Here is a 24,704-nt window from a genome sequence, read left to right as displayed (position 1 = left end):
CGGGAATTTTCGTTTACGAAAAAAATATATTATTCGTCGAGCTTTGCATAGGTCTCGTTCGGGCCAGGGAAGGTGCGGGCTTTCACATCATCGGCATAATGTTTGATCGCCTCGCCATATTGCTGTTCAAGATTGGAATAACGGCGGACAAATTTTGCAACAGAGTCACCAAATCCGAGCATGTCTTCCATAACCAGAATTTGACCATCACATTGGTTGGAAGCTCCGATGCCGATTGTCGGAATAAATAAATCATGTGTTATTTTTGCCGCCAAGGGTTCAACAATACCTTCGAGAACCAAAGCAAAAGCTCCTGCTTCAGCAATTGCAGCGGCATCACTCTCGATGCGAGGCCAGTCACTTTGACGGCGGCCCTGCGTTTTAAATCCACCGAAGCTGTTGACGTATTGTGGCATCAGGCCGATATGCCCCATCACCGGTATTCCCCGACGAGCCAGAAAGCGCACAGTTTTCGCCATTTCGGCGCCACCCTCCAGTTTGACTGCGCCGCAACCGGTCTCGGACATCATGCGGGAAGCATTTGAAAAAGCCTGTTCGGGACTCTTTTCATAGGAGCCGAACGGCATATCAACGACAACCAGCGCATGTTTTGAGCCGCGAACCACAGCCTGCCCGTGCAGAATCATCATATCGACAGTAACGGGCAAAGTTGAATCATAGCCATGAACCACCATGCCGACACTATCGCCGACAAGCAGAAAGTCGCAATAAGAATCGGCAATCCGCGCGCTATAGGCCGAATAGGCTGTCAGCGAAACAATCGGCTCGCCGCCTTTTCTTGCCCTGATTTCCGGTACTGTTACACGTTTGATGCCATTCTGTGCGCTCACTCTCTGTCACCCTCTTTGAATAGATATTGGTCTATCAACCTGACAGAACCAAAACGCACCGTCAACAAGAGTACGACCGGTTTAACAATCCTGTCTTCGACTTCTTCCAGTGTCGCCGCATCACGAAAATCTATTGCTTCCGGTTTCGCTCGTGGTTCACTATTCAAAACCTCTGAAATTCTTTGACGAAGAGTGGCTATTTTTTGCTCCCCTTCGCGAAAAAGCCGGGCTGCGACTTTCAAGCTTCGAGGAATAACGATTGCGGCTTTGCGATCTTCCGGCGTCAGTAATGCATTGCGCGAAGAGCTTGCAACGCCGTCTTCATCGCGCAGAATAGGCACACTTTCTATTTTTACCGGAAAGCACAAATCTTTTACCATTTGGCGGATGATAACTAGCTGCTGATAATCTTTCTCGCCGAAAAACGCCAAATCGGGTTGTGCAATATTGAAAAGCTTGGCGACAACTGTGGTAACGCCCCGAAAGTGTCCGGGACGCAATTTGCCAATCAGGATGTCGGATAATCCTTCGACTTCGACACACGTCGCGTTTCCTTCCGGCCACATTTCTTCTACTGAAGGCGCAAACACATAATCGACACCGGCTTTTTCAAGCAAGGTGCAATCCCCCGCCAGATCGCGAGGATAAGCGCTGAAATCTTCATCCTGTCCGAACTGTTTGGGATTAACAAAAATCGAAACAACGGTTTTTTGACACATTGACCGAGATTTCGACACAAGTGACAAATGACCGTTATGAAGTGCCCCCATGGTCGGGACGAGACCTATCGTCCGGCCATCTTTTCTATCTTCTGCCAATTGCTGGCGAAGGTCGTCAATTCTATTGAAGATTTTCATGTCCATGCATTCCGCTAAAGCGATGAGACCACCAAAAATCGACAACTATGTCGAATGGAATTATTTTGCCGGTATGACACCGTAGCCGGCAACCATTGCTTCGGCAATTTTTACTTCCATTGCATTGGTTGCGCCGCTCACACCGACTGCGCCGACAACGATGTCGTTATTTGTTACCGGCACACCACCACCAAGAGGAACCATATGCGGAGTGCTGGCAATAGCGGGTTCGTCTCCGTTGACGCGTTGCATATTGACCGATGTTTTCACTCTGAACAAAGCCGCCGATTTGGCTTTGGCAATGGCTGCATCAACACAACCATATGGTGCGCGATCCATCCGGTCAAATGCAATAAGGCTACCACTCGGATCGACAACAGCCATACAAACATTGACTTTTAATGTATCCGCTGACGTATGTCCCTTGGCAATCAATCCACGTGCGTCATCAAGCGATAAGACCGATGTCATATATTCAGCCATTGCTGTAGACGACAGGACAGACGCGACAAATGCCAAACAAATTATTTTCTTGAACGGTTTTTTCATTGGTTTTTCCATTACAGTGATGTTTTCAATTTATATAGTCGCGAGGCGGTTCCATCCGACAATAGGCCGATATTGCGCAACTTCTATAATCAAAATTCCGAGATTTCCGAGTTTGCTTGGTAGCGATATTTGGCCGGATGAAGATGTCGACAAAAGTGCCACGAACACAATTTTTTGTTTTAAAAGAGCCGGACATTTTCAAAGCCATATGCAATCTTCAAGACCGTATATTCAGATGAAACAACAATAATACAGCCGGACGGTTCAGTTTGCCAGTTTTGCAAACTTGTCATTAAAAAAACAGAGATTCGTAAAAGAAATACTAAATATAGTGTTTTTCCAATGCAATCCGCGACAAAGCGTAAATGTAAAACGGAAATGAACAGTGATCGGTCTTACCGACTGTTTTATGGCCGATAACTATGCCCTTTTCCAGGAACGAAAAATAGCTTTTTACACGTTATAACCCCGAACTGTTCTGCTCTTTTCAAAAACCTTCTGCTTTCCGGTTCAGTCAAAAAGAACAGTTTTCTGTTAAAATATATCTGCTTTGGTTATCGGCAATAATCGTGGCAAGATTATTATCCTTACAAATTTCATTGTTAATTTCGCCAAATATGATCTGCCCGCAATGAACAGAACCTCAATCAATCGCCTTCAAAAACACGCGAAAGCATTTCAATAAAACGATCGCGAACCTTCGGCGGTTCAATGCCGCGCGCGTTCCAGACATTACGCATTAAAAAATAACCGGTTAACAGAAAGCCGTTTTTTATGTCTTCAACCCCTTCCGGTCGTCCCGATTTTTTTAACAGAAATTCGGGAAGAGGTAACAGTTTGTCTTTCCATGGCGCTCCTGCTTCTGCACAAATGGCCCGCGCAGTTTTTGGCGAGACATATTTCAAATTTTCGCGTGTTCCGGTTGCTCCGCATTTTGATAGATCAAGCCCGAAACCCATGGCCTCCAGCAACCGCATCTCGAATCTCACCATCAATTCACCGACGATAAGTTCGCTATCGCTATTTTCGATCAACAGTTCAAATATATCGTAGAGTGCCGGATAAGGATCGCGTTCCGGCAGAAGCCTGATATGGGCGGCAGCCAATTGCAAAGCGTATAAAGCGTGTGGCTCCAGCATCATACGAGATGCATTGAAATCAACCGGTTCGAGTTTAAAAATACCGAGATGTTCATCAAGCCTTGCCCACCAATCGGCAATAACTTTGTTTCCCGGCTGGAGAACAGCACTCATCTTGCGCGATCTCCCGCCCTTGACCAGCCCCAGATGCCGACCGTGAGAACGGGTTAACACTTCAACAATGGCGCTCGTTTCACCATGCTGCCTCGTGCCAAGAATAAAAGCCTGTTCTTTCCATTGCATCGCTAGTTTGAATAATCCAATCCCATTTCGCGATAGCGTTCCGGATCATCACTCCAATGGTCACGCACTTTGACAAAGAGGAACAGATGCACTTTTTGCTCGAGAATTTCCATCAGTTCCTTTCGGGCTGCCTGCCCTATTGCTTTGATCGCTTCACCTTTGGTACCCAAAACAATCTTTTTCTGCCCCTCGCGCTCGACATAGATGATCTGGTTGATCTTGACCGATCCATCAGGTCTTTCTTCCCAGCTCTCGGTTTCTACCGTGGAAGCATAAGGCAACTCGTTATGTAAACGCATATAAAGCTTTTCACGCGTAATTTCTGCTGCGAGTTGCCGCATCGGCATATCGGATATCTGATCTTCCGGATAATACCATGGGCCTTCCGGCAGCTTTTTTGCCAGACAATCAAGCAAATCGTCACAACCGGTGCCCTTCAACGCGGAAATCATGAAGGTTTCGGAAAACTGTTGGCCTTCATTCAACTTTTGTGCAAGTTCAAGGAGCGATGGACGAGGCACAGCATCAACTTTATTGATAACCAGTATTTTTTCCTGTTTTATTCTGGAAAGTGACGTAAACACCTCTTCTGTTTCTTCGTCCAGACCTTTGGTCGCGTCAACCAGAACAAGTACAATATCGGCGTCTTTTGCACCGCTCCAGGCGGTTGTGACCATCGCCCGGTCAAGACGTCGTTTAGGGAGAAAAATTCCCGGTGTGTCAATAAGCACAATTTGTGCATTGTCGTGAATGATAATACCTTTAACAAGCGCACGCGTCGTTTGAACTTTATGCGTGACGATCGATACTTTTGTTCCCACCAGACGGTTGACAAGTGTTGATTTACCGACGTTGGAAGCGCCGATCAAAGCAACAAAACCGGAACGGGTCTTTTGATTATCATTCATCTTTTTGACTTTCGGTTTCTTTCCAGACACCTTCGCGTACCAGAAGTTTTTCTGCTGCATTCCGTTCGGCTTCCCGCTTCGACCGTCCACGCCCCGTTTCCGGAGCAAATCCGGAAACCCGAACCTCTATATCGAAAATCGGGTCATGATCCGGCCCATGCCGTTTAAGCACCCTATATTGCGGTTGCGCTCCATTTTGCGTATGCGCCCATTCCTGCAATTCGGTTTTTGCATCTCTGCGGGCAGCACCCGATTGACGGGCACGCTCTTCCCAATATCGACGAATAAAGGGGCGCACCGCATCAAGCCCCCCGTCAAGATACATCGCCGCAATCAACGCCTCGACAACATCGGCGTGCATATTTGCCAATCTTCGTTCATCAAGATTTTTCATTTCGGCGCCCACATAGACAATATCGGGCAAACCGATTTCTTGCGCAATTTCGGCACAAGTCACCGCATTGACAAGCCCGTTCAAGCGAACAGACAGTTCACCTTCACTGGCACGCGGGTAGAACCTGAAAAGCATTTCGGAGACAAGCAGTCCCAGCACCCTATCGCCTAAAAATTCCAGCCTTTCATAATTGCCATGTGTTTGATCCTGAACGCTCGAATGTGTCAGAGCACGTCTTAAACGTTCTTCGTTCAAAAATTTGTGGCCTGTCGATTTTTCCAGTTTTTCGACTTTTTGGTGATCCATCTTCATACCTATTTATCAGGCGGAAAATATTTGATTGTGTTCACCGACGAAAACAATCTGCTCCACCTTATATCTACTGGCCAGCGCCAGATTTTCCATGCACTTGCACCGTTTCCTATCGAAAAGAAAATAAGATTGGCGCGGCCGACCAAATTCTCGTATGGGACATAGCCGACATTCATGCGGCTGTCGTCCGAGCGGTCACGATTATCCCCCATCATAAAATAATAGCCTTCTGGCACCTCGAACACTTTGGTATCGTCGAGTTCGGGATAAAACTCCATATCGAGTGTATTATAGGTCACGCCATTCGGCATGGTTTCGCGGTAAACATCGACAGGTCTTGAAACTTCGGTCACATCGGCATTGGTAATTTGTCCGACGAGTTTACGCGGTACTGCTTCATCGTTAATATAAAGCGTACCGTTGCGAACCTGTATCCTGTCACCGGGGAGGCCTACAAGTCTCTTGATATAATAATCGTTTATTCGGTTCGGCGGGCGGAACACAATAATATCGCCCCTTTTCGGTTCACTGCCGAAAATACGTCCCGAAAACAGATCGGGCGAGAACGGTATAGAATAACGTGAATAACCATAGGCATATTTGGAAACAAAAAGATAATCGCCGACAAGCAATGTCGGGCGCATCGACCCCGAAGGTATTGTGAAGGGCTGGAAAAGAACGGTTTGAAACAGAACAGCAATAATGAGCGCCTGTATGACAATAGAGATAAATTCGCCAGCTCCCCCGCTTTTTTTGTCTTTGGGAGAAAGAGTGGTGTTTTCCATTTCGTTCATTTCCATTTTGCCTTTTATAATAAAGCTCACTCTATTGTTTATGGATTTCGGTTATTGGTATAACGTTTCAAGCAATATCTCCAAGAGAGACTGCCTCGATAATGACGAAAGCTTGAGCCCAAGGAAAATCGTCTGTAATTGTCAAGTGGATCACAGCTTTATGTCCTTCAGGTGTCATTTTATCAAGAAATATTTTCGCGTTATTGGTGAGCATTATTGTGGGTTTGCCACCCGGCAAATTGACAACCCCCATATCTTTCCACCAGACACCGCGCGAAATTCCGGTACCAAGTGCCTTGGCACAGGCTTCTTTGGCGGCAAACCGCTTCGCATATGACGCAACCCGATTCTTCCGCCCTTCCGATCTTTTCTGTTCGATCGGCGTAAAAATACGATCAATAAAACGTGTTCCATGGCGCGCAAGTGTCTTTTCAACCCTGCGAATATCGATCATATCATTGCCGATGCCTATAATCACTATCAAGCACCCTGTTTCTGGTCTTTTTTCAACCGCATACGAACCTTTTCAGCCATTTTCTCCTGCCGGTGCTTCTGGAAGCGTGCTGTTGCCCGATAAGCACAAATATAGGCCAGACTTCCCAAAAACAATCCGAGTATAAGTCCGCCAAACAGAATGGGTTTCATCACCGTGTCCCATGCTTCAAGAAGTATGACCCAGGCTTGCGAGACAGACAGCCCCTCGAACATTGCTCTGATTTCGGTGAGAGGTATTCCGTCGACATTGCCAAAAAGTGCAAAACAGAAATGTCCGAGTTTATAGTCGAGCATGACTATCGGCAAGAATGTCAACGGGTTGGATAGCATTGTTCCGAGAATAGCAGCAGCCACATTGCCGCGCAAAAGCCATGTTACAATACCGGCCAGAATAATGTGAAAGCCGAATAATGGCGAGCTTGCCGCCAATACACCGATTGCTAACCCCAATGCCACTTGATGCGGTGTAGCAGAGATGCGTAGCAGGCGTTTTCCATAATATTTCAAAGAACGCGAAAATGAACGCCGTGGCCAAAGCCACAAACGTACGCGTTCCAGGAAACTTACAGGTTTTCTTCGGCGAAAAAGCATTTTTTTGTCATAAACGCCCTGAAAGCCGGAAACAATGTTTAATATTCAAATTATTGCCCTCACTTAAAAAATTCACTTCTATACAAAAACACAATCACTTTACCCGACAGTTTTTATCTTGCCGACTATTTTTTTTAAAGTTAAAAAATATCCTTCCACGGGAGTGAGGAAGCCATGAGCATAATAAACAGCAATGCTGATCGACAAGTGGAAACCACATTCATTTCAATCATCCTGGCCGTCAGTTGTGGACATTTTCTCAATGATGTCATGCAATCCATGCTTCCGGCAATTTATCCGATCTTACGCGAAAACTATGGCCTCACCTTTCTCCAGATAGGTATTATTACGGCTGTTTATCAAATGACCGGTTCGGTTTTACAACCGGTTATCGGCTTTTATACAGATAAAAAACCCAGTCCCTATTCACTGCCTTTTGCTTCCGCGTCAACCATGGTCGGGCTTCTTCTGCTCGCTAATGCACATCATTATTACATATTATTGATCGGTTCGGCCTTTGTGGGGCTAGGTTCTTCCATTTTTCATCCCGAAGCTTCGCGCGTTGCGCGTCTGGCATCCGGCGGGAAATATGGTGTGGCACAATCAATTTTTCAGGTTGGCGGCAATTGCGGTTCGGCAATCGGTCCGGTCATTGCAGCGGTTTTCATAAGCCAGCAACAACGCATCGGCTGGCTTTCCATTCTTGCCTTTTTTGGTATCATCATTCTGACTTTTGTAAGCCACTGGTATGCCAATAACCTCAAAAGACGTTTGACAAAAAAAGCCTCCGCCGATCGACATCATCTGCCCAAAGCGCAGGTTCGTAACGCCTTGTTCGTTCTTGTCGGTTTGATGTTTGCCAAATATGTATACATGGCCAGCATGCAGAATTATTATATGTTTTACACAATGGAGAAATTCGGCGTCAGTCTTCATCAGGCGCAACTTCTGTTATTTCTTTATCTTGGCGGAATCGCGATAGGCACAATATTCGGTGGCCCCATTGGCGATCGAATCGGCGCAAGAACAGTCATCTGGGTATCAATTCTGGGCGTATTTCCTTTTACTGTCATTCTGCCCTATGTGAACTTGCCTTTCACAGCGATTCTTACCGTGATTATCGGAATGATTCTGGCTTCGGCATTTCCGGCAATCGTGGTTTTTGCACAGGAACTGCTGCCTGGAAAAGTCGGAACTGTCGCAGGGCTGTTCTTTGGTCTTTCCTTTGGAATCGGAGCTTTATCGGCTGCCGCACTTGGTCGTGTGATGGATATTGTGGGGGCACAAACCATGTTTGAAATTTGCTCTTATATGCCGGCTTTGGGACTTATTGCGGTTTTTCTTCCCAAAATACGCACAGGCCATGCTTGACGTAAAACACCACCCCGACGACAAGAAAATATCACCAGCCTGATATTGCCTTGATATTGCGAAACCCGATTGATTGTTACACAGCAGCACTGAACTGTGCGATATTTTGCTGTCTATAGGCATCAAACAGGCTGGCAACTGCGCGAACAAAGGGGCGACCTTCGTCTGTCATCTCGATAAGGCCGTTGTGTTCGAGCGCCAATCCGTCAGCAATGATCGGTTTAAGTCGTTCAAGAGCATCGGCAAATTTTTCTTTGCCACCGAATTTCGAGAGATCCAGTTTGAAGTTGCACATAAGTTCGGCAATCATCGCACTGCGTAGCCGATCATCATCATTTATTGCAATACCGCGAACTGTTGCCATTTCATTTGCATCAATTGTGCGCCGATATTGCGCGATACCGGCAACTGTCTGGGCAAAGCCGTCGTGGAACTCGGAGATGGAAGAACAACCGAATCCGATCAAAACCGGACAATCATCGTCGGTATAGCCTTGAAAATTTCGATGCAAATTATGTTCTTTGGCAGCAATTGCCAAATTATCATCAGGTAGAGCAAAATGATCTATACCTATCGGCATATATCCCGACGCGACGAGATTTTTTTCAACTGCCTCGGCCTGATAGAAACGCTCAAGCGGACCAGGTAACAATGCGGCATCAATAAGCCGCTGGTTGGCACGTCTTTTCGGCAAATGTGCATAACCATAGCAGGCTATACGGTTCGGACGATAGTCACCGATTGTCCGGCATGTCTCGTTGAGTGTTTCGATTGTTTGAAGCGGCAGACCATAGATCAAATCGAAATTGATATGTTCAATTCCTGCCTCGCGCAGATAATCGACAGACCGTTTAACCACCGCCGCCGGTTGTATACGCCCGATTGCTTTTTGAACCTGCGGGTTTACATCCTGCACACCAAGACTTGCCCGATTGACACCCATTTCCAACAAGGTATTGACAAGGTCACGGGTAACCGTGCGCGGATCAAGCTCGATGGCATGTTCGGCCTTTTCATCAAATACGAAAAATTCGTGTAACGTTTCCATAATTGCCTGAAAAGATTGACGCGGCAAAATCGAAGGCGTCCCGCCGCCCCAATGCAAATGCACGACGCGCGGCTTACCCTGCAAATGCTGTGCCTGTAGCCTTATATCTTTTACAAGACTATCCGCATAACCGGCAATTGCATCATCCTTCCTTGTTGCCTTCGCATGGCAACCGCAATAGTAGCAAAGCTGTCTGCAATAGGGCACGTGAATATAGAGTGAAACAGGCTCATCAGGCTTGATTTTACCAAGCCATGTTGCCCGCTGTTCATCGCTGACAGTTACAAAATCTGCAGCTGTCGGATAGGAAGTATAACGCGGGACCGCCAATGTCGCGTAATGCAACAGTGTTTCCGTTTTCATGTTATATCCTTCCCTGTTGGCTGAAGAGATCCGTTAATTCACATTCCCTACAAAATAGTCATCGACAAGGTGTTATTCAACCTCGCCGGTAATTGCCGCTGTCTGTTTCAGCATCATCTTGTCAACAATTTCTACCTGATTGGCAGAAATCAATTTTATTATCCCCTGCACTTTCAGTTTGGAAAAACAGCGGCTCACAGTCTCGATTGTTAAACCGAGGTGGTCGGCAATATCGGTTCTGTTCATCGCCAAAGTGAGAGGTGACGCCTTCAACCGGTTATCTTCCATACGCCCGATGAGATCATAAAGAAAACGCGCTACTTTCTCGACCGGCGACAACCTGCTTAATATAAGCTGGTTCTCATATGAGCGTTGCAACGCATTTTTTGCCATATCAAGCACACGATCCCGAACCTCGGAATGTTCGCGAAGATAGGCTTCGATCATTTTCCGATCAAACGAACAGACATGAACCGGTGTAACGGCTTCGGCGGTCAAAATATGATTGCCGCTTTCAATAAATCCCAGAAAATCACCGGCAAAAGCAAATCCGGTAATGCAACGTCGGCCATCATTCAAGGTTTTCACCAGTCGCACCGCGCCGGAGACAATTGTATATATTTTTTCTCGTGGGCAACCTTCCTGAAAAATAGTATCCCCTGTTGAAAAGCTCTCGCGCGTTTTAAGATGTTCAAGTTCGAGCAAGTCTTCATCGTGCAGCGGCGCACACACTGCCAAATCGTGCACCATACATGATTGGCAACGCCCCGCATCCTTGATGTTCCCCGAACAATCCGGACAATATTCGTCAGTCCTAGAAGTCAAATTTGCTACCCATCAATGATATTGTTGAATACCCGCAGACTTTTTCTCAACTCAGCATAAATGAGATAAGATGAAAGTTAAAGAAAACAATTATATATTTCTGCTGCCAGGCTTGACAGCCGGTATTTTTGCCAGTTCTTCCGGTATTTGGTCGGCCGGATAGGAAGGAACAGCATATTCTGCTAGCGGAATAAGAGGCACTCCGACATCAACTTTTCCTGCCGAGCGGTCAACAATACAAGCGGCGGCGACAACATCGGCACCCGCTTCACGCATAGCTTCAATGGTTTCGCGTATGGAAAGACCCGTTGTCACAATATCTTCCACAATAACCACACGTGAACCTTCAGGAATATCGAACCGGCGGAGGCGGAATTTTCCGTTTTCGCGTTCAACCCAAATAGAAGGCACTCCAAGATGCCGCGATGTTTCATAAGACGGGATCAATCCGCCAATTGCCGGACCTACAACGTAATCAATCTTACCCGCAACATTTGCACGTATTTTTTCGGCAAGCGCACGGCATAGTTTTTCAGTCATATCGGCATGCATGAAAACTTTCGCTTTCTGCATATAGATTGCGCTATGCCGACCGGAGGTCAAAATGAAATGGCCTTCCAATATAGCACCCGCTTTTTTAAAAATATCCAGCACATCTTGCGTATTCATGAATAAACCTCAGTCATTTTCGCGGTGTAATCCGCCACTTCATTTTTCAATTGTTTTCAGTTCAAAAAATAGGGCCGAACCTTTTTCCTGCCCGACCAAATGCCCGACAGACAAATATGTTAACCATTGACACGTTCGGCCGTGCTTACCGATGCCGCTTCTTTTAGTTGAGTTAGAATTCTGTTCAAGTGTTTTAAATCCCATACCTCAAGGTCAATAATCATTTCTGTAAAATCCGGAGCTGTCCGAACCATTGAAAGGTTTTGTATATTGGCATCATTCTTGGCTATTGCTTGCGATACTTCGGCAAGTGAACCCGGCGAATTGATTGCAAGTACCCTGATACGAGCCGGAAAACGTTCGGTCATTGCAGCATCAATATCCCAACGAACATCTATCCAGCGTTCAGGCTGGTCATCAAACGCTTTCAGCGCCGGTGACTGTATAGGGTAAATGACAATACCGGCTCCCGGTTGCATAATGCCGACAATTCTGTCACCCGGAACAGCTCCTTCCGGTGCAAAGCGCACGGGAACATCACCGTGTGTTCCGCGAATTGGCAGTGCATGGTCTTCCTGATAAGACCCTACAGGTTTTGTCTTGTCACCGTCAGGCACTTTGAATAACATTCCTTGCGCATTCTGGATATTAAACCAGCCTTCTTCACGCGGACCGGCCGAAGATTTTTGTTGCGCTCGATTATCCTGATAATCGGGATAGACAGCTTTGACGACATCGGCAGAAGGCAACTCTCCACGTCCAACCGCAGCAAGCACATCCTCGACATCAAGGCGTGCCAGACGCGGCAGAACTTTCTTGAGTTCGTCTTTGGAAAACTGTTTTCCTGCCCGTTCAAATGTTCTTTCAAGAATACGCGTTCCCAAGCCGGAATATTGTTTGCGCACAGCCACACGTGTAGCGCGCCTGATTGCGGCGCGTGCTTTACCGGTCACAACAAGAGATTCCCATGCGGCCGGCGGAACCTGTGCTTTCGAGCGTATAATCTCGACCTCGTCACCATTGGTAAGGGTTGTCATGAGCGGCATGATACGCCCGTTAATTTTTACACCGACACATGAATCACCGACATCCGTATGGACAGCATAAGCAAAATCAATCGGCGTTGCCCCTTTCGGCAAGGCGATGAGGCGCCCTTTCGGAGTAAAACAAAAAACCTGATCCTGAAACAATTCCAGTTTTGTGTGTTCCAGAAACTCTTCCGGATTATCCCCTTCCGACAATGATTGTATGGTTTGGCGCAACCATGCATAGGCATTGGTTTCATTTTCGAGTTTGCTTGGCGAATTATTCGAGCCGCGATCTTTGTAAATGGAATGTGCGGCTACACCATATTCCGCTACCTCGTCCATCTCCCGTGTTCTGATTTGCAGTTCGACACGTTGTCTTGATGGCCCCACGATTGTTGTATGAAGCGAGCGGTAATCATTTTGTTTGGGAATTGAAATATAGTCTTTAAATCTGCCCGGAACCATCGGCCAGGTTGTGTGGATAATGCCCAGTGCACGATAACAATCGGCAACACTATCAACAATCACACGAAAACCGTAAATATCCGACAATTGCTCGAATGATAGCGCCTTTGTTTCCATTTTACGGAAAACCGAATAAGGCTTTTTTTGCCTGCTTTTAACATAAGCATTGATACCATGTTCGGCAAAAAGCTTGGTCAACTCATTTTCGATGGTCGACAACAGATCGCGGTTTCGTTGCGACAGATCGGCCAAACGGTCTGTCACTGCGCGATAAGCTTCAGGATTAAGATAAAAAAATGCGCGATCTTCAAGTTCTTCACGCATATCCTGCATACCCATGCGTCCGGCAAGCGGCGCATAAATATCCATTGTTTCTTCGGCAATGCGACGGCGTTTTTCTTCCCGCATCACGCCAAGAGTGCGCATATTATGCAACCGGTCGGCAAGTTTGACCAACAACACTCTTACATCTTCCGAAATGGCGATAAGAAGTTTTCGTAAATTTTCCGCCTGAATGGCTTTTTTCGACACCAGATCGAGTTTTTTAAGTTTGGTCAGCCCTTCCACCAATTTACCGATTTCAGGTCCGAAAAGCTGGTCGATTTCCGCACGTGTTGCGCTTGTATCTTCGATTGTATCATGAAGAAGTGCAACCGCTATCGTCGCCTCGTCAAGATGCATATCGGTCAGGATCGCTGCAACCTCCAGAGGGTGTGAAAAATAAGGGTCTCCGGACGCGCGTTTCTGCGAGCCATGCTTGCGCATGGCATAGACATAAGCCTTATTAAGCAATGCTTCGTTAACGTCAGGCTTGTAACGTTGGACACGCTCGACAAGCTCGTACTGACGCATCATTGAGGCATACTCCTTTTATTCGATAATAGGCTTAGTTTATAATAACATGCTTATCTTGTACCGGAAAAAAACGATACAATAATCAAAAAGCACAAAAAATATGCGCTACCAACAAGGTAGCGCATATATCATGATTAAAATGTGGATTGATAATCAATAATCGTCATTTTTTTCCGGTGCAACCAAACCTTCAATACCGGCCAGCAGTTCATCTTCCGACATATGATCGAACGAAACTTTCTCATCCGACTTTTCGCCATTTGAACCGAACACGTCGTTCGCTTCTTCACTGTGACCAATCAAAGCGGGCTCCGGCTCCGGCTCGTCAACTTCAACATGTTTCTGCAGCGAATGGATGAGATCTTCTTTAAGATCTGCCGGTGACAATGTCTCGTCAGCGATTTCGCGCAGAGCTACAACGGGATTCTTGTCATTGTCTCGATCAACAGTGATTTGAGCGCCTTGTGATATTTGGCGGGCACGATGAGCTGCCAAAAGCACCAGTTCAAAGCGGTTATCAACCTTATCAATACAATCTTCTACCGTAACGCGGGCCATAGATGCCCCTTTCCTAAGAGTTCGTAAATTGATGAAATTGTCTTTGGCATATACAATTTGAAATTAAAAAACAAGAAAAACTGCATTAACTTGATAAATTTTCCCAAAAGCTCTCTTGGCAAGTGCTGTCAGAGCTGACATATCTAACGGTAATAATTAGTGATTTATGCCTTTATGGTAAAATGGATATAGAACGATGTTTGACCCAAGAGAAAAAATAGCTCTTTTTATAGACGGAGCGAACCTTTACGCAACCTCGAAAACGCTTGGCTTTGATATCGATTATCGAAAACTCTTAAAGGCCTTCCAGAAGCGTGGCTATCTCCTCAGGGCCTATTATTACACTGCACTAATTGAAGATCAGGAATATTCATCCATTCGCCCGTTGATCGACTGGCTCGATTATAACGGTTATCGCGTTATCACCAAGAATGCGCGGGAATTTACCGATCCCGCCGGTCGACGCAAAGTGAAGGGTAACATGGACATCGAACTTGCTGTCGATGCCATGGAATTGTCGGATACGGTCGACCATTTCGTGATTTTTTCCGGCGACGGTGATTTTCGTTCACTCGTCGAAGCTTTGCAGCGGCGTGGCCGCAAAGTCAGTGTTGTCTCCACCCTTACCACCCAGCCGGCCATGATTTCCGACGAATTAAGGAGACAGGCCGACCATTTCATAGATCTCACAACGTTAAAGCCGGAAATTGGCCGTGCACCGTCGGATAAACCGCAAAAGGAATATCCTGTTGGCAGCGATGAAGATAATGGCGACGACGAATTATACTGATGCTTCAGCATTTGAATAAAACTGTTGCCGCCGGTTGTCCCGAACCGTCTTATGATTGCGGTTTATGCCCAAGGCTCCATGATTTTCGCGAAGAATGGCGCAAAAAAGAACCGCTTTGGTATAATGGGCCGGTTAAACCGTTTTTTCCGATTGGCGGCGCCAATTCAACACGGCTTCTTATTGTTGGTCTTGCACCGGGGCTGCGCGGGGCGAACCGCACAGGAAGGCCATTTACCGGTGATTATGCCGGAAATCTTTTATATTCGACGTTAAAAAAATATGGTTTTGCCCGCGGCATATTCGAGGCAAGACCGGACGATAGCCTGGAACTTATCGACACGACGATTGTCAATGCAGTGCGGTGCGTGCCGCCGGAAAACAAACCGACGGGAGCCGAAATTAACAAATGTCGGCAATTTTTTGCTCCACTCCTCCATTCTTTGCCAAAGCTCACAGCCGTTGTGACATTGGGTTCGATTGCCCATCAATCAACCATACGTGCACTAGGTGCCAAATTGGCACTGCACCCTTTTGGCCACGGAAAAATAACCGAAATCGGAAATATACGCATATTTCCAAGCTACCACTGTTCGCGCTACAACACCAACACCGGAAGATTGACCGAGTTGATGTTTCATGAAATCTTTTCGGCAGTACACGATTATCTTGGTAAAAATTGATTGTCCGGTTGAAAGTCGACTTTTACATTCAGACATTCGGTTGATTGTAAGCGCTATCTTTTTTCCGAACTACCTTGAACTTTCGTCTTTCAATAAAACGATCATGTGACAAAAGATGTCAGTCCCGATAACTTCAAGTGCAAAGGCTTGAAATAAAGCGGCTAAAAATGAAAAACCGGTGCTGAAATAACAGGTCTTCTAGTTCTTTAAATCATCGCAAAAAGCCACCCGTTTTCGTTAAAATCCGGTCACAAGTCATAAAAATATTAAGTCACAAGCTTATGTTACAGGCACAACACATTCACTCTCACGACATTGGGGGGGTGATTTCTGAAGTCGTCGGCCATTTCAGACATGCCTTTATTGCGGTAGATATTTCTGCATCACCAATATGATGATCGCGGTAATACCCCCCTCCCCGAAATGTCAGGTTCTTTTGAACACTATGACAAGCTATGTTCCGTCCCTACCTGCCACACGAATGTTCAATCTATATAGTAGCCTGTTGCGAAACTTTGCCGATAATGTCGGAAAATAAGGGCATGAAACGCCGGACAGATAAACTTAATCGGGATTCAGTGACATATCAGCCGCGTTCGCGCATGAGACGTGATTTTTCGCGGTTCCAGTCGCGCTTCTTTTCGGTTTGGCGTTTGTCATGAAGCTTTTTGCCGCGTGCAAGGGCTAATTCCAGTTTGACCCGTCCCCGATCGTTGAAATAAAGTTTCAATGGAACAATTGTCAAACCTTCCCGCGCAACCGCATTTGCCCAACGTGACATTTCATGCTTCGAGAGCAAAAGTTTGCGCAGCCGACGCGGATCATGATTAAAGCGATTGCCTTGCGTGTATTCGGGAATGTAAGAATTAATCAGCCAGAATTCGCCATTTTCAAAACTTGCATAACTTTCGGCTATGTTTCCGTGATGTGAGCGCAACGATTTGACCTCGGTTCCCTGCAGAACCACTCCGGCCTCCAATGTGTTCAGAATTTCATAATTGAAACGTGCCTTACGATTGTCCGCAACAACCTTATAGGCCGGAGAAGCATTTTTTTTATTCATAGATACCCGGATAGCCAGTAATTATTTCCGTCGCCAGTCATTATTCCTGATGATTATTCGTCAAGAAGACCGGCATGTTTTAATGCTGCATCTATTATTTTTCTTGTTTCCTCTTCGATAGGCACAATCGGCGAACGTACAACACTGGTACAGATACCAAGTTTTTCGGCTGCATATTTGACACCGGCAGGGCTTGGTTCAATAAATAGCGCGCGGTTGAGCGGCATCAAGCGATCATTAAGCTCAAGTGCCTTGGCAAAATTGTTTTCGCGGCAAGCCTGAAACAATTCTGCGCATTGTTTCGGCGCAATATTGGACGTAACCGAAATGCACCCGACCCCGCCCTGTGCGTTGAAGCCCAAAGCCGTGCTGTCATCGCCGGAAAGCTGCACAAAATCAGTGCCGCATTTTTGCCGTTGCTCGCTGACGCGTTCGATCTTGCCGGTTGCATCTTTGACACCGATGATGTTTTTGCAGTCATGATGCAGTTTTGCCATTGTATCAGCCGTCATATCAATGACCGACCGGCCGGGAATGTTATAAATGATAAGCGGAATAGAAATGGCTTTGGCGACCGTCGAGAAGTGTTGATACATTCCTCTCTGGTTCGGTTTGTTATAATATGGAGTAACCACCAGAACCGCGTCTGCACCGGCTTTTTCGGCAAATTCGGCAAGCTCGACCGCTTCTTTGGTGCTGTTTGATCCCGCACCGGCAATAACCGGAACGCGTTTTGCAACCTGTCGAACGCAAAGCTCGATCACACGTTTGTGTTCCTGATAGCTCAGTGTTGGCGATTCACCGGTTGTTCCGACGGGGACAAGGCCGTTAATGCCCTGTTTGACCTGCCATTCGACAAGATCACATAATGTTTTCTCTGCAACGCTGCCATTATTGTCGAAAGGTGTAATGAGTGCGGTCAGTGCTCCCTTGAGCATGGTAAACTCCCTGATTATATATTCAGCATTAAGGCAATTGCCCCTTCAATTAGCCTTTAAGACCATAGTATCGCCATACGAATGACGCAAGTTGATTTTGTTCTATTCGCATGTTCCGGATGGCAGAAATATGCAACACTTTGAAGAAAGGATATTCGCCAACAGATTTGTTGCGCGAATTTTTGTCATTCACAAAATAAAAGAGGTAAAAAGCGTTAACGCCTCTTTCACAGTTGCAGCTTATGTTACGCTAAAAAATTGAGGAAATGGGTCTTTATAAGTACGATGCATAAATACTCATCAGGTGTTTTGGCAAAAACGGCGTTTTCATTCTTTTTGGCAAGCAGTATGCTTGCCACAACTGTAAGCTATGCAAGCTCGGTGAAAAACAATCCACCCGTGCCATCCACCCGCCCGTTTGCTTCAACACAGAAAGCGCCAACCCCGTTCAAGTCCGATGCAATTGTGACAAGTGGCATTCCAAGGACGAATGGCGACGTGGCAAGCGGAAGCCTGAAATCCGGCCTTGATGCGCTTTATAACAAACAGGCGTCAAGCGCCATTGCTATCCGCAACGCTATGCCGAAGAACAGCCTTGACCGGCATATCCTCACTTGGGCGATCGGTGTATCCGGCGTATCAGGAGTTCCAAGTTCGGAAATATTCAATGCGGCACAGGAACTGCATGATTGGCCCGGCATGACAGCAATGCGCAAAAATTCCGAGCGTGCCCTTGCCAGTGAAATGAATTCACCGCAAGCGATTATCAATGGCTTTGGAAATTATATTCCGGTAACAGCCCAAGGCATGGCTGCCCTTGGCGGTGCTCTGATCGAAACCGGTCAGTCGGCACGAGCCAGACAAATTATTGCACCTTGGTGGTATAAAGCAAAGCTGAGTGCTGCGGAAGAGCAACTCGTTTTGAAAAAGGCTGGTGCTGCCTTGCTACCTGCCGACCATCTCCAACGCATGCGCGCCATGCTTTATGCCAATCGTATTTCTTCAGCCGAACGGGTTGCTGTACTGGCAAATGCCCGGTCTCTCTATGCCGGTTTTGCGGCTGTCGCCAATAATGACTCGAATGCCCGCCAGAAACTTGCAGATGTTGATAAAAGTTTCCGTAAGGATTCACTTTATCTTTTTGCCCAAATTCAATATTTGCGCCGTTCCGGCCAATGCGATGACGCGGCAAAACTCATGTTAAAAGCACCGAAAGATGCCCTTACGCTTGTTGATCCCGATGCCTGGTGGATCGAACGGCGTGTTTTGTCACGCGAAATGCTTGATGAAAACAAGCCGAAAATCGCCTATCAACTGGCAGCAGCCCATTCGGCCGAAAGCCCGACCTTGGCAGCCGACGCAGAATTTCATGCCGGCTGGTATGCTCTCCGGTTTCTGGGCGATAATAAAACCGCAATGCAACACTTTTCCCGTATTGTGCAAATCTCGTCACGACCGGTTGCAGCCTCGCGTGGTTACTACTGGATGGGCAGAACTGCTGAAGCACAGGGGAATCGTAACAACGCCATACAATATTTTCGCCGTGCTGCCCATTATGGTACTACCTTTTACGGCCAGCTTGCCGCTGCCCGGCTTGGAGAACAAAGGCTTGAAATTCCCTATCCGAAGCCGACAGCAAGCGACCGCCAGCGTTTTGAATCACGCGAACCGGTTATGGCTATAAAGAGGCTTGAAGCGATAGGATATTCCGATCGTGCAGGCGTCCTTTATCGTGAGCTCGGAGACGAGCTTGATAGCCCTGGTGAACTTGCAATGTTGGCTGTTATGGCAGAGCGTAAAGGCGACCATTATACGAGCCTGAAGATCGGCAAAAGTGCGGTTATCAGGGGGATGGATGTAGGCTCCCTCTCCCACCCTGTCGGAGCAATTCCCGAAACCGCCAATATTTCGGCTTCCGGCAAGGCACTTGCTTATGCCATTGCAAGGCAGGAAAGCGAATTTAAAACAGATTCAGTGTCAGGTGCGGGTGCCAAGGGTATGCTGCAACTTCTACCGACAACGGCAAAAGCGGTTGCAACCAAAAACGCGATAAAATGGCAACCGGAAAAATTGGCGACCGATGCAGGTTATAATGCGACTTTGGGAGCCCATTTTCTGGGTGAGCAACTTGACCGCTTCAACGGTTCCTATATCCTGACATTTATCGGTTATAATGCCGGCTCACGACGCGCCAATGAATGGATCAGCCGCTATGGCGACCCGCGCGGGCAATCGGTCGATTGGGTTGTCGACTGGGTTGAACGTATTCCTTATTCGGAAACGCGCGACTATGTCATGCGTGTTATGGAAAACTATCAGGTTTATAAAGCACGCCTTACCGGCACTGCCGATATTAATGTCGACCTAACCGCCGGCCGTCACGGTTAAAGAGCAAATCTCTTGGCGTCTTGAATTCCGTAAAGTCAGTGCAACAAACATAAATCCGGAGATTTTTGAAAACTATAGTCCGGAATTTAATAAAATAGTCGCGATAGTTTAATTATAAGTTTTTGTACGCGGGCTTACCATATAATATCTGTAATTATGAACCTAAAAATTATACAATAAAAATCAACTATAAATTTATAATTTAATTTTTAAAATATGAATTAAATGCGTAATTTTATTTATAAATACGCAATTTTAATAAACTACTTTATTGTGTAAGGTAAAGATAATTTAGACCAATCATAGTTACCGTTGGGTAATCCCTTACATTGATACCTATATTCTATTAAAAAATTATAATTCGTTACTGCTCTTATTGCTTTAAATGAAGCTGTATATTTACCATCGCTTTCCTGGAGCCATTTCGTCAAACGCTGAAAACCATATCCTCCTCCCACAGCATAACATGGCTCCCAGTCGAAAATACTACCATCATCACCAGCATACGGGTTCCAGGTTGTTATCGGATTGTTTTTGACATCCGCCATCCAAACAGTAACAGTTATGACATCGCCTATTTGCAGCAGATATTTATCAAGAGTTACTGTCGATGCATTTCTATCAATATAGCCTGCTACGATTTTGAATGTTTGAGATGATATTTCACTGGTCCACTCGGGCAATTTCAAGGTAACAGTCAAATTGGAACCTACCTTGTAAGGCAGGTAAGACCGACAATAAGATATCGTGTTGTCGCTACATACACTCCACTCGTTATAGACTGTTACATTTTCCGGTACAACAATATTGTTACGTACAGCGTCCAAATCATCCTTGATAACATTATTTGCCTTGTCTCTTATAGTAACCTTGAAATATATTGGGGAATAAGTAGTAACCTTAAAGCTATTACCGCCTAAATCGATTGATGAATATTCAGCAAGTGCTTCCCCGTGGCCAATTGTATATTTATTCGAAGTCGCCTTGGAATAACTAGTGATAGCTATGTAGGATGAGCGTGACCCGGAGTTCCAAGCCGTATAAGTGCGCGTGTAAGTCCCGTCACCATTATCTATCCACTCAGTATCTTTTATTTTCCCTCCATCAACCATAATCCCTTTGCCACCATAACCACCATTACTCAACCAATTGGTTTGCCCGACCAACAGATAACCATTTTTATTCCTGACCGTTACGGTAACCAACATATCTTCTTCAAATGCGTAACTAGATTTGTCGAGTTTTATAATAGTTTTATCTGTAGCAGGTCGAGGCGCAGTCGTCGCGAGTGTCACCGCAAGCGATCCTATTTGCACACCGTTAAATTTCGGAACTATCGTATATTGTCCTATTGCAGTTGTTGACTTTACAGTTACCGTATAGACATTCCCTGACTTTACCATCTGTCCAAATGATAAGTCTTGTTGATTACCACTCGTTACTTCAAACTTGAGTTTATCGGTAATATCGTCAGAAATAGCATTACCAAAAACGTCGATAGCCTTGAATGTCAAGGTCGTACTATCGATGCCATCCGCCTCTATGCTCGTTGGTGTGGCAACAAATGTTGACTGTTGGTTGCCTTTTATATCTTTATCAGCGGGATCACCTGCCGTCCAACGAGGTTCAACCATGAGATAATCATTGCTGTTGTTGTAGGAAGCGACATTGTTTCCTTTATATGTTACATAAATTGTCTGTTTCCCTGCTTTAGTAAATCGAGCCAATGAGGTGTAGGTACCTGGCGTTTCTGTTTCGATAAATTTCTCGATTGTTCCACCATAGATACCATATTGAACATTAACACCAAGTTGGTTTGCAATTCCGGTAAGATCGTTTCCATAACGGTCTTTCGCGACAAATGTCAGCGTTATAAATTCCGTGTCACTTACTGTTCGTGATTGCGGAGTGGCAGTAAGAGTAGAGCTTTGATTGCCTGAAGAATCTGTCTTATATGGTTTGCCTAGCGAAACTTGAATAGTCGCAGAAAGTCCTGAAATAGGGGTACCAAGACGCTGTGGTACGATCGTATAGCTGTCGGGTTTTTTAACGGGGTAAGAAGACGGATAAAAATATATTCTATAAGTACCTTTTGTGGACGTCTCATAAAAATAATTGTTCTCAGTAGCCCCTGAAACTCCAGAATTTCTTCCTGTAAGCAACAAGTTCAGACTATTGTTCGGGATACCGGTAATAACATTGCCGTATTTATCTTTTAAAGTCAGCGTAAAATAAACGCTATCGTCGAATGTGACCGAAGTGCTGTCGGCAACAAAAGTTGAACGAACCTCTCCATTCTCGCCCAGCACAGCCACCGGACCAGGTTGAACCGTCACACTAACGGACATGATATCAGCATTCTTATATTTTACGTAAATACTATATCTACCAGCCGCTGTTGCCCTGAAGGTATTTGTATAGGTATTGCCATTAGCTTCTTTGGTTCCCAAGCTCACCGTAGCTGCATTACCACCGTCCGAAACAAACTTGATATAGAACTCGATATCGTCCCCGATATCATTCACCGGGTTTTTATATTTGTCGATTGCAACAAATGTGAGTTTTGCGTTGGTTACACCATCTGCAGGAAGTGTTCCCTGATCGGCAGAGAACTTTGACCTCGCCTCATATGATGGAGAAATATAGGCTACAGGTGCACCGGCTTTGATCGTCAAGTCAACGGATAACCCGGTTAATTCATTGCTGTTTTGCTTAGGCACAATTTTGTATGTGCCTGCAGTTATTCCTAGTATTTTGAATTTATAGATGCCGGGTTGCGGCTCCGTCGTAGACACCAGTGTCCCCGTTGCTAATGCCGGAGTTCCTGCAAGTTGTAGCTGAGTTGCAACTCCTTTTACAATATTTCCGAATTTGTCTTTTGCCTCAAGCGTTATTATTGTGTTCGTGTCTGCTACAATTTCCGATGAATCAATAGTGAACGTGGAGTGGTCCGGATCAATAGTTCCCGCTTTTAGAGAGACTACGACATTCAGATTTCCGACATTATTACCGTCAACTTTTGGCTTTATAACATAAGAATTGGCCACGTGACCACTCAGCTTGGCCGTATAAACTCCGCTTCCCGCAGTTGTTTCCTGAATTTCAGCAAGCTTGACATCACCATCGTTCGGTGCACCGGCGTTTTGAATGGCAATGTCAAATATAAGTCTCGTTCCCAAACCCGAAACCGGATTATTGTACGGGTCTTTGGCTTTAAAAGTGAGCGTTATTGTCTCAACGTCATTTGCTGTAATCGACGAAGCACTCGCCCCGAATGTGGACTTCGTTTTTTCACTCGTGTCGACGTCACCTGCCTTTACAGTTATACTAACAGAAAGCGAACCAACCTGACTGGAATTATATTGTGGGACAATCGTGTAAACACCAAGTGTCGTTCCTTTGAAAGTTGCGCTAAAGGAATTGCCATCCACTTCAATGGTGCCAATTGTATAAGATGATCCGGTGGGAGAAGCTTTTACGACAAATTTAAGCTTGTCCTTTATACCGGTCACAGCATTTCCATAAATATCTTTCGCAATAAAGTTCAGCTTGGCCGTTGTTGTTCCATCTGCAACTATTTCGCCCCGATCGACACCAATCGTTGACCGGAATTCGTTATTCTTGCCTTTTTCAACCGGATCACCAAAAATGACTTTTACGGGTGCCGAACCTGCTGCTAAAATTGTGTCACCCGACTTGGCCACGATCTCATAGTCTCCGGCAATCACGCCGGTTAACGTGGCTTGATACCGCCCCGGCACATTAGCTTTCGATATTTCACCGATCGCTACGCCTGCATCATTCCCGTTTTTGTCGACAAATTTTAGCGTGCTTAAATCATAATCAATCGGATTGCCAAATTTATCTTGCGCTATCAACGTCAGCGTTAATGTTTTATCTGCGATAACCGAAGACGCGCTCGATGTTAAGCTCGACTTGCTTTCATCTATTTCACCGGCTGTTAATGTCACCTGAGTTGTACGTGTGACTGATGCATTGCCCGAAAGGTTAAGTGTTACTGTATAAACTCCGGATGCCGTGCCTTTCAATTTGGCTATATAAGTGCCAGCTTCTGTCTCCCGAACTTCCGACAGATTAACGGTGCTACCATTTGTGACCACCACCGTTCCTCTTTTGATGGTAAAAATAATATCTCCACCTAGTCCGTTAACGGGATTGGAATAAGCATCCCTAGCCTTAAAAATGAGTTTCGATTCTGTGCTTCCATCTGCTGTAATGGATGGCGATTCTGCAAAAAAGTCGAATTTTGTAGCATCGATATTACCGCCGTTTATCGTTACAGTGGCTTCAAGAGTTCCAACAGCAACAGAAGAAATCTTCGGTGTAATTTTATAAGTTCCCGCAAGCGTGCCTTTTAATGTAGCTACATAAATGCCGCTTTGAGCCGGTGTCTCTTGAATGTTCGACAGAACAACCTTGTTCACATCCGGCTTGTTACCACCCCCGTCAACAATGTCAAAGGTAAGGTCATTGCCTAATCCTGCAACAAGATTGCCATAAGCATCCTTC

At 45.8% G+C, this 24,704-nt stretch carries 21 protein-coding genes; 4 read left to right on the top strand and 17 right to left on the bottom strand.

The window, feature by feature from the left end:
• Positions 1-29 precede the first annotated feature (29 nt).
• From panB to H3S94_RS05445, 9 genes are all read right to left on the bottom strand, one after another.
• A complete protein-coding gene (gene panB, locus H3S94_RS05485) occupies positions 30-851 on the bottom strand; it encodes a 3-methyl-2-oxobutanoate hydroxymethyltransferase (RefSeq protein WP_077991671.1) in 822 nt (273 codons plus the stop codon).
• Positions 848-1,708 (bottom strand): pantoate--beta-alanine ligase, encoded by an 861-nt coding sequence (gene panC / locus H3S94_RS05480; protein WP_077991668.1) that lies wholly within the window; start codon positions 1,706-1,708, stop codon positions 848-850. Before panC ends, panB begins: the two co-directional genes overlap by 4 nt.
• A 60-nt stretch (positions 1,709-1,768) precedes the next feature.
• Positions 1,769-2,257 (bottom strand): heme-binding protein, encoded by a 489-nt coding sequence (locus H3S94_RS05475; RefSeq protein ID WP_077991666.1) that lies wholly within the window; start codon positions 2,255-2,257, stop codon positions 1,769-1,771.
• 647 nt (positions 2,258-2,904) lie between these two features.
• Complete coding sequence (gene recO / locus H3S94_RS05470) at positions 2,905-3,639, bottom strand: DNA repair protein RecO (RefSeq protein ID WP_077991662.1); 735 nt, start codon at positions 3,637-3,639, stop codon at positions 2,905-2,907.
• A 2-nt stretch (positions 3,640-3,641) separates the two neighbouring features.
• On the bottom strand, positions 3,642-4,547 hold the full coding sequence (gene era / locus H3S94_RS05465; protein WP_077991658.1) for a GTPase Era: 906 nt from the start codon (positions 4,545-4,547) through the stop codon (positions 3,642-3,644).
• Complete coding sequence (gene rnc, locus H3S94_RS05460) at positions 4,540-5,247, bottom strand: ribonuclease III (RefSeq protein WP_077991657.1); 708 nt, start codon at positions 5,245-5,247, stop codon at positions 4,540-4,542. The genes era and rnc overlap by 8 nt, the downstream gene beginning before the upstream one ends.
• Positions 5,248-5,255: 8 nt before the next feature.
• Positions 5,256-6,047 (bottom strand): signal peptidase I, encoded by a 792-nt coding sequence (lepB, locus tag H3S94_RS05455; RefSeq protein WP_077991656.1) that lies wholly within the window; start codon positions 6,045-6,047, stop codon positions 5,256-5,258.
• A 67-nt stretch (positions 6,048-6,114) separates the two neighbouring features.
• A complete protein-coding gene (acpS, locus tag H3S94_RS05450; protein ID WP_077991654.1) occupies positions 6,115-6,525 on the bottom strand; it encodes a holo-ACP synthase in 411 nt (136 codons plus the stop codon).
• A 2-nt stretch (positions 6,526-6,527) separates the two neighbouring features.
• Positions 6,528-7,133 (bottom strand): DUF2062 domain-containing protein, encoded by a 606-nt coding sequence (locus H3S94_RS05445; RefSeq protein ID WP_077991653.1) that lies wholly within the window; start codon positions 7,131-7,133, stop codon positions 6,528-6,530.
• A 174-nt stretch (positions 7,134-7,307) separates the two neighbouring features.
• Here H3S94_RS05445 and H3S94_RS05440 point away from each other — a divergent pair, with 174 nt between their 5' ends.
• The gene (locus tag H3S94_RS05440; RefSeq protein ID WP_077991650.1) at positions 7,308-8,504 is read left to right on the top strand and encodes an MFS transporter; all 1,197 of its coding nucleotides are present in this window, start codon (positions 7,308-7,310) and stop codon (positions 8,502-8,504) included.
• Between the two features lie 76 nt (positions 8,505-8,580).
• On the opposite strand, the gene hemN is transcribed toward H3S94_RS05440, so the two are convergent.
• From hemN to rpoZ, 5 genes are all read right to left on the bottom strand, one after another.
• Positions 8,581-9,915: an oxygen-independent coproporphyrinogen III oxidase gene (hemN, locus tag H3S94_RS05435; protein ID WP_198240509.1), complete on the bottom strand. Its 1,335-nt coding sequence runs from the start codon at positions 9,913-9,915 to the stop codon at positions 8,581-8,583.
• Positions 9,916-9,987: 72 nt separating this feature from the next.
• Entirely contained in the window at positions 9,988-10,740 is a 753-nt protein-coding gene (locus tag H3S94_RS05430; RefSeq protein WP_149866636.1) for a helix-turn-helix domain-containing protein, read from the bottom strand.
• Between the two features lie 90 nt (positions 10,741-10,830).
• Complete coding sequence (gene pyrE / locus H3S94_RS05425) at positions 10,831-11,409, bottom strand: orotate phosphoribosyltransferase (protein ID WP_077991645.1); 579 nt, start codon at positions 11,407-11,409, stop codon at positions 10,831-10,833.
• A gap of 119 nt (positions 11,410-11,528) precedes the next feature.
• Complete coding sequence (locus H3S94_RS05420) at positions 11,529-13,757, bottom strand: bifunctional (p)ppGpp synthetase/guanosine-3',5'-bis(diphosphate) 3'-pyrophosphohydrolase (protein ID WP_198240508.1); 2,229 nt, start codon at positions 13,755-13,757, stop codon at positions 11,529-11,531.
• 153 nt (positions 13,758-13,910) lie between these two features.
• Positions 13,911-14,315, bottom strand: a complete 405-nt coding sequence (rpoZ, locus tag H3S94_RS05415) for a DNA-directed RNA polymerase subunit omega (RefSeq protein WP_198230913.1) — start codon at positions 14,313-14,315, stop codon at positions 13,911-13,913.
• A 196-nt stretch (positions 14,316-14,511) separates the two neighbouring features.
• Here rpoZ and H3S94_RS05410 point away from each other — a divergent pair, with 196 nt between their 5' ends.
• Positions 14,512-15,105 carry an NYN domain-containing protein gene (locus H3S94_RS05410; protein WP_198240507.1) on the top strand — a complete coding sequence of 198 codons (594 nt, stop codon included), beginning with the start codon at positions 14,512-14,514 and terminating at the stop codon, positions 15,103-15,105.
• The gene (locus tag H3S94_RS05405) at positions 15,105-15,785 is read left to right on the top strand and encodes a uracil-DNA glycosylase (RefSeq protein WP_077991638.1); all 681 of its coding nucleotides are present in this window, start codon (positions 15,105-15,107) and stop codon (positions 15,783-15,785) included. The genes H3S94_RS05410 and H3S94_RS05405 overlap by 1 nt, the downstream gene beginning before the upstream one ends.
• A gap of 586 nt (positions 15,786-16,371) precedes the next feature.
• Here H3S94_RS05405 and smpB read toward each other — a convergent pair.
• Both smpB and dapA read right to left on the bottom strand, forming a co-directional pair.
• Positions 16,372-16,848 (bottom strand): SsrA-binding protein SmpB, encoded by a 477-nt coding sequence (gene smpB / locus H3S94_RS05400; protein WP_077991637.1) that lies wholly within the window; start codon positions 16,846-16,848, stop codon positions 16,372-16,374.
• 53 nt (positions 16,849-16,901) lie between these two features.
• Positions 16,902-17,786: a 4-hydroxy-tetrahydrodipicolinate synthase gene (gene dapA / locus H3S94_RS05395; RefSeq protein ID WP_077991636.1), complete on the bottom strand. Its 885-nt coding sequence runs from the start codon at positions 17,784-17,786 to the stop codon at positions 16,902-16,904.
• A gap of 285 nt (positions 17,787-18,071) precedes the next feature.
• On the opposite strand from dapA, the gene H3S94_RS05390 reads away from it, so the two are divergent.
• Positions 18,072-20,174, top strand: coding sequence for a transglycosylase SLT domain-containing protein (locus H3S94_RS05390; protein WP_198240506.1), 2,103 nt, complete (start codon positions 18,072-18,074; stop codon positions 20,172-20,174).
• 263 nt (positions 20,175-20,437) lie between these two features.
• On the opposite strand, the gene H3S94_RS05385 is transcribed toward H3S94_RS05390, so the two are convergent.
• The gene (locus tag H3S94_RS05385; RefSeq protein ID WP_210327986.1) at positions 20,438-24,619 is read right to left on the bottom strand and encodes an invasin domain 3-containing protein; all 4,182 of its coding nucleotides are present in this window, start codon (positions 24,617-24,619) and stop codon (positions 20,438-20,440) included.
• Between the last annotated feature and the right edge of the window lie 85 nt (positions 24,620-24,704).

This window comes from Bartonella sp. B10834G3 (genome assembly GCF_016102505.1).
Lineage (GTDB): Bacteria > Pseudomonadota > Alphaproteobacteria > Rhizobiales > Rhizobiaceae > Bartonella > Bartonella choladocola.
This window is presented reverse-complemented; position numbering and strand designations above follow the sequence as displayed.